Consider the following 11,431-nt stretch of genomic DNA (forward strand, 5'->3'; position numbering starts at 1 on the left):
TCCGTCACAGGTCCGACGACTTCGCCCACAGGTTGACGTCGATCGAGCCGGCGAGGGCGTCGATCCGCGAGAGCTCGTCCGACGTGAACTCCGGCCCGTTGACGGCGGCGATGTTCTCGTCGAGCTGCGCGGTGCGCGAGGCGCCGATGAGCGCCGAGGCGACGACGGGGTTACGCAGGGTCCACTGGATCGCCAGCTGTGCCAGCGACTGGCCGCGATCCCGGGCGATCGCGTCGAGGTCGCGCAGGGTCTGCACGGCCGGGTCGGGCAGGCGCCCCTCGGGGAGCGAGCCGCGTTGCTGTGCGCGCTCGGCCGTGCCGTCGCCCAGGTACTTGTCCGTGAGGAGCCCCTGGGCCAGCGGGGTGAAGGCGATCGCTCCGAGCCCGTTCGCCTGGAGGGTGTCGGTCAAGCCGTCCTCGATCCAGCGATTGAGGATCGAGTAGGCCGGCTGGTGGATCACGAGGGGCGTGCCGAGGTCCTTCGCGACGGCGAGGGCCTCCTCGGTGCGCTCCGCGCTGTACGAGGAGATGCCGACGTAGAGGGCCTTGCCCTGACGCACGAGGGTGTCGAGCGCGCTGACGGTCTCGGCGATCGGGGTCACGGGGTCGACGCGGTGCGAGTAGAAGATGTCGACGTAGTCGAGGCCCATGCGCGTGAGCGACTGCTCGGCGCTCGCGAGGATGTACTTGCGGCTCGCGAAGTCGCCGTAGGGCCCCGGCCACATGTCCCAGCCTGCCTTCGACGAGATGATCAGCTCGTCGCGGTACGGGCGGAAGTCCTCGGCGAAGATGCGGCCGAAGTTCTTCTCGGCCGAGCCGTAAGGCGGGCCGTAGTTGTTCGCGAGGTCGAAGTGCGTGATGCCGCGGTCGAACGCGTGGCGCAGGAGGGCGCGCTGGTTGTCGAGCGGGATGTTGTCGCCGAAGTTCCACCACAGTCCGAGCGAGATCGGCGGCAGGTAGAGGCCGGACGAGCCGACCTGACGGTAGGCGAACTCCCCGTAGCGGCCCTCGGCGGCGGCGTACGGTCGGTGCAGTTCGGGAACGTTGGGGCTGAAGCGCGGGGAGTCGGTCACGGTGCCAGGTTACTGGGTGGACGCGTCGGCCGCGGCGACGGGCACCTGCTGCCCGATGCGCTGGTAATCGTCGACCGTGAGGTCCTCCCCGCGCGCGGTCGGGGCGACGCCCGCCGCGACCAGGGCCTCTGAGGCGGCCGAGGAGCTGCCGAACACGCCGGACAGCGCCTGCCGCAGCATCTTGCGACGCTGGTTGAACGCGGCGTCCACGACCTGGAACGTGCGCCGGCGCTCCTCCTCGGTGCCGCGCTCCCCCTCGGACCGGTCGAACCCGACCAGCAGGCTGTCGACGTTGGGAACCGGCCAGAACACCTGTCGCGACACGTTCCCGGCGAGCTTCCACTCGCCGTACCAGGCCGCCTTGACGCTCGGCGAGCCGTAGATCTTCGACCCGGGCTTGGCGGCGAGCCGCTCGGCCACCTCGGCCTGCACCATCACCACCCCGCGGGAGAGGTAGGGGAACGTCTCGAGGAAGTGCAGCAGCACGGGAACGGAGACGTTGTACGGCAGGTTCGCGACCAGCACCGTGGGCTCTCCGGGCAGCTCGGTCACGCGCAGCGCATCGGCGTCGACCACGGTCAGCATGCCGTCCGGCACCCCGCGCTCGGCGGCGGTCTGCGGCAGGCGGGCCGCGAGGCGGTGGTCGATCTCGACGGCCGTCACGGCGGCGCCGGCCTCGAGGATCGCGAGCGTCAGCGAGCCGAGGCCCGGTCCGACCTCGACCACGCGCTCCCCCGGCTGCACGCGGGCCGCCTGGACGATCTTGCGCACGGTGTTGGCGTCGACGACGAAGTTCTGACCGAGCTTCTTGGTCGGCGTGACGTCGAGCTCGGCGGCGAGGCGGCGGATCTCGGTAGCGCCGAGCAGGGAGACGGTCATCGCTCTATTGTGTCGTGATCTGCGAAGGCGCCGTACACGCGAAGGGTGTTCGCGGCGAGGCGCGTGCACAGATCATCGACCTCGATGCCCAGCTCTGCGGCCATGAACCGCACCGTGATCGGCACGAGGTACGGCGCGTTGGGCCGCCCGCGCAGTGGCACGGGGGTGAGGAACGGCGCGTCTGTCTCGACGAGGATGCGGTCCAGCGGCGTCACGTGGAGGGCGTCGCGCAGGTTCTGCGCGTTCTTGAAGGTGACGTTGCCGGCGAACGACAGGTAGTACCCGGCATCCGCGCACCGGCGGGCCATCGCGTCGTCACCGGAGAAGCAGTGGAACACGGTCGTCTCGGGGGCGCCTACCCGAGTGAGCGTCTCGAGGACGGCGTCGTGGGCGTCGCGATCGTGGATCTGCATCGCGAGGGCGTGCTTCTTCGCGATCGCGATGTGCGCCTCGAAGGAGGCGTGCTGGGGGGCCTGGCGCTCGGGCTCAGTGCGGAAGAAGTCGAGCCCCGTCTCGCCGATCGCCCGGGTGCGCGGGTGCGCGGCCAGCTCGTCGATGACGGCGATCGCCTCGTCGAGCCGTCCCGCCTCGGCATAGGCCGGGGCGTCGTTGGGATGGATGGCGACCGCGGCGAGCACCCGGGGGTCGGATGTCGCGGCCTCCACCGCCCAGCGCGACGAGGCGATGTCGCCTGAGGACTGCACCACCCCGGCGATGCCGACGGCCTGCGCCCGATCGAGCTGCTCGCCCAGCGTCAGCGGCTCATCGCCGTCGACGATGTCGAGGTGCGCGTGGTTGTCGTAGACGGGGATCGCGAGCGGCTCGGGAGCCGCCGGATAGCGCAGGTCCTTGCGCCCGTCACCCGAGCGCGCCTGGACGTAGGTCTCGACCATGTCGGCGACGCCCGGCTCAGGCCGTGGATTCCACGCGGGGGAACAGCGGGGCCAGGCCGTTGACGCTCGTCCCGGGGGCCAGCAGGCCCCAGGCGCCGGCCTCCCGGATCGGCTGGTCCTGCAGGCGCCCCAGCGTCTCGCCGGCGCCGAGCGCCTCCCACAGCTTCCGGGTGGCCTGCGGCATCACCGGCGAGAGCAGCACGGAGAGCGCACGCAGGCCCTCCGCGCACGTATACAGCACGGTGCCCAGGCGACCGCGCTGCTCCTCGTCGCGGGCCAGCGCCCACGGCTCGTTCTCGGTGATGTACCCGTTGAGCGCGTCGACGATCGTCCAGATCGCCGAGATGGCCTCGTCGATACGGAACTGCTCGATCGCGGCATCCGCGTGCGTCGCGGCATCCGCCACGGTCTTCTGGATCGCGAGATCCTTCTCGGTGTACTCGCCCGCCGGCGGCACGACGCCCTCGAAGTACTTCTCGATCATGGCGGTCGTGCGCGAGGCGAGGTTGCCGAAGCCGTTCGCGAGCTCGGCCTGGTACCGCGCCGAGAGATCCTCCCAGGAGAAGGAGCCGTCCTGACCGAAGGCGATCGCCGAGAGGAAGTAGAAGCGGTACGCGTCGGAGCCGAAGACATCGGTGATCTCGGTCGGCGCGATGCCGGTGAGCTTGGACTTCGACATCTTCTCGCCGCCGACCAGCAGCCAGCCGTGCGCGAACACGCCGCGCGGCACGTCGACGCCCGCGGCCATCAGCATGGCGGGCCAGATCACCGCGTGGAAGCGGAGGATGTCCTTGCCGACCACGTGGTACGCCGGCCACCGCCGCGCGAAGGTCTCCTCGTCGTCGCCGTAGCCGACCGCCGTGGCGTAGTTGAGCAGCGCGTCGACCCACACGTAGATCACGTGCGACGGGTCCCAGGGCACCTCGATGCCCCAGTCGAACGCCGAGCGCGAGATCGAGAGATCCTTGAGGCCCTGGCGCACGAACGAGACGACCTCGTTGCGCGCCGACTCGGGGCGGATGAAGTCGGGCTGCGTCTTGTACAGCTCGAGCAGGCGGTCCTGGAACTCGCTGAGCTTGAAGAAGTAGTTCTTCTCCTGCAGCAGCTCGAGCGGCTTCGAGTGGATCGCGCAGACCTTCAGCCCCTCGAAGGGTCCCGTGCCGTCGAGGATCTCGGACTCGGGCTTGAACTCCTCGCAGCCCACGCAGTACAGCGCTTCGTACTCGCCGGCGTAGATGTAGCCGCGGTCGTAGATCGCCTGCACGAACTTCTTCACCCGCTCCTCGTGACGCTCCTGCGTCGTGCGGATGAAGTCGTCGTTCGCGACGTCGAGCGTCTTCAGCAGCGGGAACCACGCCTCGGTGACGAGCTTGTCGACCCACTCCTGCGGGGTGACGTTGTTCGCCGCCGCCGCGCGCAGCATCTTCTGCCCGTGCTCGTCGGTGCCGGTGAGCATCCAGGTGTCGTCGCCCGCCTGACGGTGCCAGCGCGCGAGCGTGTCGACCGCCACCGAGGTGTACCCGTGACCGATGTGGGGCACGTCGGAGGGGTAATAGATGGGCGTGGTGATGTAGAACGATTCGCCAGCGGGCATGGAGCAATTCTAGGCGGGACGCCGGGGCTGGTTACGCCCCGCGCGCGGCGAGCGCCGCCTGGTACAGATCGCGCGACGACAGCCCGGTGAGACCGGCGACCTCGGAGGCGGCGTCCTTCAGGCGGATGCCGTCGGCGACGAGCTTCTGCACCTGGGCGAGCGCGTCCTCCGGCGAGGCCTCGCGGCGCGGGGCGCCCTCGACCACCACGACGATCTCGCCCTTGACCCCGCGCTCCGCCCAGGCATGCAGCTCGGCGGCCGTGCCCCGGCGGACCTCTTCGTAGAGCTTCGTCAGCTCGCGGCACACGGCGATCCGCCGATCGGGCCCGAAGGCTCCGCCCAGATCCTCGAGCGCCGACGCGAGGCGCGCGGGCGATTCGAAGAAGACCATGGTGCGGGGTTCGGCGGCGAGCGCCCGCAGCGCGGAGCGGCGGTCCCCCGGCTTGCGCGGCAGGAACCCCTCGAACGTGAAGCGGTCGGTGGGAAGCCCGGAGATCGCCAGCGCCATGAGCACCGCGCTGGGGCCGGGGAGCGCGGTCACCGTGACGCCCTGCGCCACCGCCTCCGCGACGAGGCCGTAGCCGGGATCGCTCACCGTCGGCATCCCCGCATCGCTCAGGACGACGACGTCGGTGTCGGCGGCGAGCTCGGCGAGCTCCGCGGCCTTCTGCTTCTCGTTGTGGTCGTGCAGCGCGATGAGCCGCGGCCGGTTCGCGATCTGCAGGGCCTGGAGGAGCCGCTGCGTGGTGCGGGTGTCCTCGGCGACGACGATCTCGGCGTTCTCGAGCACCTCGATCAGGCGGCGCGAGGCGTCGCCCAGGTTCCCGATCGGGGTCGCAGCGAGGATGATCACCCGCCCAGCCTAGGCTGTACCCGTGACCGCGCCCGTGCCCCTGCTCCCCGCACCCGAGGAGCGGGCGACGCGCTGGGGACGCCTGCGCGACGGCATCCTGCTCGACCCGCGGCGGAGCCGCATCGCCCGCTGGGCCGCTCCCCTGTCGGTGACGCTGCTGGCGGCCGCGCTGCGGCTGGTCGGCGTCGGGCACCCGCACGAGCTCGCGTTCGACGAGACGTACTACGTCAAGGACGCCTGGTCGCTCTGGACGCTCGGCTACGAGGGCACCTGGGGCGACGGTGCAGACGACGCCTTCGTCACCCTGCCCGAGCTGCCGCTGTCGGAGAAGGGCTCCTTCGTCGTCCACCCGCCGCTGGGCAAGTGGCTGATCGCGCTCGGGATGGCGCTCGGCGGCCCCGACGACAGCTCCGGCTGGCGACTCGCGACGGCGGTCCTCGGCACGGCGTCCGTGCTGCTGGTCTACGCGATCGCCCGCGTCCTCACCGGGTCGACCGTGGCGGCGACCGTCGCGGGGCTGCTGCTCGCGATCGACGGGCTGAGCATCGTGATGAGCAGGATCGCCCTCCTCGACGGCATCCTGACGTTCTTCGTGCTGCTCGGCGTGCTCTGCGTGCTCCTCGATCGACGGCGGACGATCCCCTTGCTGGAACGGCGCGACCCCGAACGGCCCGACCCGTTCTGGGGTCCGATCCTCTGGCGGCGCCCGTGGCTGATCGCCGCGGGCCTCGCGCTCGGCGCGGCCTGCGCCGTGAAGTGGTCGGGCGCCTACGTGCTCGCGGGCTTCGGGCTCTACATCGTGGTGACGGATGCGCTGGCTCGCCGCCGCGCGGGCGTCGTGCTGTGGCCCTCGGATGCCGTGCTACGCCAGGGCCCGGTGTCGTTCGTGCTCCTCGTGGTGCCCGCGGCAGCCGCGTACCTCACCAGCTGGACGGGCTGGTTCGTGACGTCCGGTGGCTACGACCGGCAGAGCGACGCCAACCCGTTCGTGGCGCTCTGGAACTATCACCAGTCGATGCTCGGGTTCCACGTCGGCCTCAACCGGGGTCACCCCTACGCGAGCGCCGCGTGGGAGTGGCCGCTGCTGCTGCGTCCGACCGCCGTCTGGGTGGGGTCCGACCCCGGCCCGTGCGGCACGGACCACTGCATCGCCCTGATCTCCGCCGTGCCGAATCCGCTGATCTGGTACGGCGGGGTCGCGGCGTCCGTCTTCCTGCTGTTCCTGCTCGTGCGCGGGTGGGCGGGGCGCCGCGCGGTGAGCCCGGCCGTGAGCGTGCCGCTGGTCGGTCTCGCGGTCACGTACCTGCCCTGGCTGATGTTCCCGGAGCGGACGATCTTCCAGTTCTACACGGTCGTGATGATGCCGTTCCTCGTGCTCGCCCTGGTGCAGGCGCTGGCCGTGCTCGCCGGGCGACGTGACGATCCGCTCTACCGGCGGCAGTCCGGCGAGCGCACCGTGATGGTGTTCCTCGGCGTCGTCGTGCTGGTCTCGGCGTTCTTCCTGCCGGTGTGGACGGGCATGAGCGTGCCGTACCAGTTCTGGCTGATCCACAACTGGCTGCCCGGCTGGGTCTGAGCGACGCCCGGCGCGGCCGGCGGATCAGCGCGCAGCGGCGAATCCCGCGGGGTCGGAGACCGGCAGGCGGCAGACGAACGAGCGGCAGTCGTAGATGCGCTTGCCGGCCGGGTCTCCCTTGCCCTCGAACAGCTCGAACCCGGCATCCGCGAACGCCAGCGCCTGAGCGGGGGTGACGACCGCGACGACCTCGGCGTCCGCGCGCCGCGCCGCGTCGGCGAGGGGGCCGTCGCGCTCTTCGCCCACGACGACCACCTGGCGCGGCGGCGTGACGAGCCCGGCCGCGACGCGGAGGAGGCTGCCGTGCGCGAACGGCTGGGAGAGGGCGGATGCCGCGTGGCGGCGCACGATGTCGGCAGCCGCCTCGCGGTACCGGTCACCGGCCCCCAGGTACCACGCCGTGAGGGCGGCCGCGGCCTGCGCCGCCGCGTCCGAGGGCAGGTCGCCGTCGGTCTGGTCGGGCGAACCGGCGATCCCCTGCGCGCTCAGCAGCGGGTCGCCCTCGGTGCCGGCGAGGGAGCGATCGAGGATGCCGCGCGCCCGCGTCGCCCAGGAGACGTCGCCCGTCGCGAGCGCCAGGGCGAACAGGCCGTCGGCGAGCAGGGCGAGATCGGCCGGGGTCGCGGCGGCGCGGGACGCCACGCCGTCGAGCGAGGCGCGCACCGGATGGCCGGACGCATCGACGTTGACGCGCAGGACCGCCTCGGCCGCCTCCGCCGCCGCCTCCCGCCATGCGGGCTCGTCGAGGGCGGACCCGGCGCGCGACAGCGCTCCGATAGCGAGGCCGTTCCAGCCCGTGATCACCTTGCCGTCGACCGCGGGCGGCTCGAGCCCCTGACGCTCCTCCGCGGACCGGAGGTAATAGCCGCCCTCGCTGCGCTCCCCGTCGATCCACGATTCGGAGTCCTGGGCGGCGCCGAAGCCGCCGCCGTCCCGACGCAGCACCGAGAGGAGGAACCGGGCGACGCCCCGAGCGGTCTCGTCGTCACCGGCGTCGACCGCGACGTCGAGCAGCTGGGCGTTGTCCGTCAGCATCCGCTCGTAGTGCGGCACGCTCCAGTCGCGACGTGTCGCGTAGCGGAAGAATCCTCCCTCGACGTCGTCGCGCAGGTCGGAGGCCGCCATCGCGGCGAGCGCGCGGGTGGCCGACGCCGCCTCCGTGGGCCCGAGCCGCCGCACGAGCGGGCTCTGCAGGAAGCGCAGGGTCGTCGCCACCGGGAACTTCGGCGCGGTGCCGAAGCCGCCGTGCTGGCGGTCCTCGCGGGCGGCGATCGACGCCGCGGCGGCCGCGATCGCCGGAGCGTCCGGCACGTCGGACGGAGCACTCTCGGCGGCGCGGGCGAGCGCCTCCGTCACGGCATCCGCCGATTCCTCGGCCTGCGCGCGGCGCTCCGTCCAGGCCTCCGTCACCGCGGCGAGCACGTCGCGGAACGACGGCATCGCGGCCCGCGGCTCGGGCGGCCAGTAGGTGCCCGCGTAGAACGCGCGCCCGCGCGGCGTCGTGAAGACCGTGAGCGGCCATCCCAGGTTCTGGGTGAACGCGGATGCCGCAGCCATGTACGCGCCGTCCACCTCCGGGTGCTCCTCCCGGTCGACCTTCACCGCCACGAAGCCCCGGTCGATGATCGCCGCCGTCACGGGATCGGCGAACGACTCGCGCGCCATCACGTGGCACCAGTGGCAGGTCGAGTATCCGATCGAGATCAGCATCGGCACATCGCGGCGCTGCGCCTCGGCGAACGCCTCGTCACCCCACGGGTACCAGTCGACGGGGTTGTCGGCGTGCGCCCGCAGGTAGGGGCTGAGCGTGTCGGCGAGCCGGTTCGTCATGCCCTCACGCTACGCGCCTCCGCGGGCTCCGGGGCCGCCGACGCGGGGCGGGGTCAGATGGCCAGCGCCTCCAGCGGCTGGGAGGCCGCGTACGTCATGAGGGGCAGCGCCCTGTCGGCCGCGAGCTCTATGCGCGAGGTCAGCACCTCGGACGAGATCGTGTAGCCGTCGAAGTCGGTGTCGCTCGCGTACACGCCGAGGGGCAGCGTCAGCGCCTGGAAGAACGCGAACAGCGGGCGCAGCTGGTGCTCGATGATCAGGGCGTGGCGCTCGCCGCCGCCGGTCGCCGCCAGGAGCACCGGCTTGCCGACGAGCTCGTACTGGCCCACGAAGTCGAAGAGGTGCTTGAACAGTCCGGTGAACGAGGCACGGTACACCGGGCTGCCCACGATGAGGAGGTCGGCGTGCTCGATCGCCGCGAGCTTCTCCTCGACCCGCGGCGGCAGCTGGTCGCGGCGCAACGCTCCGGCGAGGTCGGGGCCGATGTCGGTGAGCTCGATGACCTCCACCTCGATCGCGGCGCGAGCCGCGACCGCCTCCGCGATGGCCCGCACGAGCGCGGTGGTCTTGCTCGGCTCGTGCAGGGAACCCGATACGGCCACGACGCGGAAGGGAGCAGTCATGCCTCGACGCTACCCACGACGACGCCCCGTGTCGCGAGAAGCGACACGGGGCGTCATGTGCGATCCGGGCGGTCCGCTCAGTTGAACTCGTTGGGGTGCGTCCCCACACGGCCCGAGCCGTCGAGCGGGTCGAGGGCGTCGATGGCCGCGATCTCGGCATCCGTCAGCTCGAAGCCGAACACGTCGATGTTCTCGCGCAGCCGCTCGGCGCGCACCGACTTCGGGAAGACGATGATGCCCTTCTGCAGGTGCCAGCGCAGCACGGCCTGCGCGGGCGTCACGCCGTGCGCGGCGGCGGCGTCGGCGACGGCGGGCGTGCCGAACAGGTCGTACTTGCCCTGGCCGAGCGGACCCCAGGCCTCGGTGCGGATGCCGTGCTCGGCCGCCCAGGCGACGACCTCGCGCTGCTGGTACGCGGGGTGGAGCTCGATCTGGTTCACGGCGGGCGTGACGCCGGTCTCGGTCACGACGCGGTCGAGGTGCTCGACGAGGAAGTTCGAGACGCCGATGCTGCGGGTGAGACCGGCCTCGCGCAGCTCGACGAGCTTCGCGAACGCGTGGACGTAGTTGTCCTTGGCGGGAGTGGGCCAGTGCACGAGGTACAGATCGACCTGCTCGAGGCCCAGCTTCTCGAGGCTCTCGCCGATCGCGGCCCGCGGCTCCTCGCCGTCGTGGCGGTCGTTCCAGAGCTTGGTCGTGATGAAGAGCTCGTCGCGCGCGATGCCGGAGGCCGCGATCGCCGCGCCGACGCCCTCTTCGTTGCCGTAGATGGCGGCCGTGTCGATGTGGCGGTAGCCGATCTCGAGCGCCTCGCTCACGGCGCGCTCGGTCTCGGCCGGCGGCACCTGGAAGACGCCGTAGCCGAGCTGCGGGATCGTGGTGCCGTCGTTCAGTTCGAGTGCAGGAATGGTCATGGATTCAGCCTAGGACCTGTGATGACAGGTGGCGCGGACACGCCCGACATCTTCCGAGCGACGGCGCTGACGACCTGCTCCAGCGGTCCCTGCCCGACGACGATCGACCACGCGGTCGAGATGACGAGCAGTCCCGCCGACAGCGCGGCCCAGAAGGCGTTGCTGCTGTAGAAGCCACCCGGGCCGACCAGCAGGGCGATGAAGAGGATGTGCCCGCTGTACGCTGACAGCGGCATGGAGCCGAGGGCGCCGAACGGCAGCATCGGCCACCGCAGGGGCGTGCTCAGCAGCAGGCACAGGGCGATCAGCGCCAGCGCGAAGCCTCCCGATCCCAGGATCTCGGCGACACCCCCGCTGTGGGGCTCCACGGCGAAGACGGCGGAGATCACCGCGCGGAGCGGATCCGCCTCGGCGAGCGCCTGAGGGTAGTCGTCCCAGCCGCCGCGCATCCCTCCGACGCCGCGATCGTCCGGCGAGGGAACGTTCTGCGCCGCGCCCACCGCGCCGAGTCCGTAGCCGACGACCGCCAGGGCGACGCCGGTCCCGAGCGCAACCCAGGCGGTGCGGATGCCGTCGACATGCAGTCGCCCCAGGGCCATGCCGCCCAGCACGAGCGCGAGCCACACCGTGATCGGGTACGACCCGTAGAGCACGAAGCCGATGCCCGCGCCGGAGGGGTGCAGCGTCAGCGCGCTGATCAGCGCCAGGAGCGGCGGCCCGGCGAGGGCCAGCACCGCCGCCCCCGTGAGCAGCTGCCAGGGCCGCCAGCGGAGCACCGGGATCACGGCCGCGTACAGCAGTCCGTACAGGATGAGGATCACCGCGATCGGGGTGTGCAGGAACTCGAGCGCGAGTCCGATGACGAAGATGACGCCCCCGCGCCCGACCAGCGCGAGCCGCAGCGCCGGGAGCCGCTCGGGCGCGGGAAGCGTGCTGCGTCCGGTCATGAGGGCGATCGAGACGCCCGCGAGCACCGCGAACAGGATCGAGGAGCGCCCGTGCACGAGGTCGGTCCAGGTCGCGGGATCGCTCCAGTCGAAGACGGGCGTGTCGCCGATGTGCGCGCCGGCCATGCCCAGGATCGCCAGACCGCGGGCGACGTCGAGACCCAGGATGCGGGGCGGCCGGCCGAACTCGTGGAACCACCGCGCGGGCGCAGAAGCGTTGCTCACGCGATGAATCGTACGCACTCCATCC

The 11,431-nt window shown here is 71.7% G+C and carries 10 protein-coding genes; 1 reads left to right on the plus strand and 9 read right to left on the minus strand.

What is annotated here, in order from left to right:
- Positions 1-4: 4 nt before the first annotated feature.
- Genes AB3M82_RS13310 through rsmI form a run of 5 tightly spaced genes read right to left on the minus strand, consistent with a single transcriptional unit; the run spans position 5 to position 5,291 of the window.
- Positions 5-1,072: an aldo/keto reductase gene (locus AB3M82_RS13310; protein ID WP_412958423.1), complete on the minus strand. Its 1,068-nt coding sequence runs from the start codon at positions 1,070-1,072 to the stop codon at positions 5-7.
- 9 nt (positions 1,073-1,081) lie between these two features.
- Positions 1,082-1,951, minus strand: coding sequence for a 16S rRNA (adenine(1518)-N(6)/adenine(1519)-N(6))-dimethyltransferase RsmA (gene rsmA / locus AB3M82_RS13315; protein WP_412958425.1), 870 nt, complete (start codon positions 1,949-1,951; stop codon positions 1,082-1,084).
- Positions 1,948-2,844, minus strand: a complete 897-nt coding sequence (locus tag AB3M82_RS13320) for a TatD family hydrolase (protein WP_412958427.1) — start codon at positions 2,842-2,844, stop codon at positions 1,948-1,950. The genes rsmA and AB3M82_RS13320 overlap by 4 nt, the downstream gene beginning before the upstream one ends.
- Before the next feature lie 16 nt (positions 2,845-2,860).
- Positions 2,861-4,438 (minus strand): methionine--tRNA ligase, encoded by a 1,578-nt coding sequence (gene metG / locus AB3M82_RS13325; RefSeq protein WP_412958428.1) that lies wholly within the window; start codon positions 4,436-4,438, stop codon positions 2,861-2,863.
- A 31-nt stretch (positions 4,439-4,469) separates the two neighbouring features.
- Positions 4,470-5,291: a 16S rRNA (cytidine(1402)-2'-O)-methyltransferase gene (gene rsmI / locus AB3M82_RS13330; protein WP_412958429.1), complete on the minus strand. Its 822-nt coding sequence runs from the start codon at positions 5,289-5,291 to the stop codon at positions 4,470-4,472.
- A gap of 22 nt (positions 5,292-5,313) precedes the next feature.
- Between rsmI and AB3M82_RS13335 the strand changes: the two genes are divergently transcribed.
- Positions 5,314-6,867 (plus strand): dolichyl-phosphate-mannose--protein mannosyltransferase, encoded by a 1,554-nt coding sequence (locus AB3M82_RS13335; protein WP_412958430.1) that lies wholly within the window; start codon positions 5,314-5,316, stop codon positions 6,865-6,867.
- Positions 6,868-6,891: 24 nt separating this feature from the next.
- Here the strand turns inward: AB3M82_RS13335 and AB3M82_RS13340 are convergent, their stop codons facing one another.
- The 4 genes from AB3M82_RS13340 to AB3M82_RS13355 form a co-directional block, all read right to left on the minus strand.
- Positions 6,892-8,697 carry a thioredoxin domain-containing protein gene (locus AB3M82_RS13340; protein WP_412958432.1) on the minus strand — a complete coding sequence of 602 codons (1,806 nt, stop codon included), beginning with the start codon at positions 8,695-8,697 and terminating at the stop codon, positions 6,892-6,894.
- 53 nt (positions 8,698-8,750) lie between these two features.
- On the minus strand, positions 8,751-9,320 hold the full coding sequence (msuE, locus tag AB3M82_RS13345) for an FMN reductase (protein WP_412958433.1): 570 nt from the start codon (positions 9,318-9,320) through the stop codon (positions 8,751-8,753).
- A 77-nt stretch (positions 9,321-9,397) separates the two neighbouring features.
- Positions 9,398-10,234 carry an aldo/keto reductase gene (locus tag AB3M82_RS13350; RefSeq protein ID WP_412958434.1) on the minus strand — a complete coding sequence of 279 codons (837 nt, stop codon included), beginning with the start codon at positions 10,232-10,234 and terminating at the stop codon, positions 9,398-9,400.
- The gene (locus AB3M82_RS13355; protein ID WP_412958435.1) at positions 10,231-11,406 is read right to left on the minus strand and encodes a heparan-alpha-glucosaminide N-acetyltransferase domain-containing protein; all 1,176 of its coding nucleotides are present in this window, start codon (positions 11,404-11,406) and stop codon (positions 10,231-10,233) included. The genes AB3M82_RS13350 and AB3M82_RS13355 overlap by 4 nt, the downstream gene beginning before the upstream one ends.
- Positions 11,407-11,431 lie beyond the last annotated feature (25 nt).

The sequence above is a fragment of the Microbacterium californiense genome (assembly GCF_047246625.1).
In the GTDB taxonomy this organism is placed as follows: Bacteria; Actinomycetota; Actinomycetes; order Actinomycetales; family Microbacteriaceae; genus Microbacterium.

Bases quoted from the DNA above. Each gene is read 5' to 3' on its own strand.
- rsmA (WP_412958425.1), bottom strand. From the start codon at position 1,951: ATGACCGTCTCCCTGCTCGGCGCTACCGAGATCCGCCGCCTCGCCGCC.
- AB3M82_RS13320 (WP_412958427.1), bottom strand. From the start codon at position 2,844: ATGGTCGAGACCTACGTCCAGGCGCGCTCGGGTGACGGGCGCAAGGAC.
- metG (WP_412958428.1), bottom strand. From the start codon at position 4,438: ATGCCCGCTGGCGAATCGTTCTACATCACCACGCCCATCTATTACCCC.
- AB3M82_RS13340 (WP_412958432.1), bottom strand. From the start codon at position 8,697: ATGACGAACCGGCTCGCCGACACGCTCAGCCCCTACCTGCGGGCGCAC.
- msuE (WP_412958433.1), bottom strand. From the start codon at position 9,320: ATGACTGCTCCCTTCCGCGTCGTGGCCGTATCGGGTTCCCTGCACGAG.
- AB3M82_RS13350 (WP_412958434.1), bottom strand. From the start codon at position 10,234: ATGACCATTCCTGCACTCGAACTGAACGACGGCACCACGATCCCGCAG.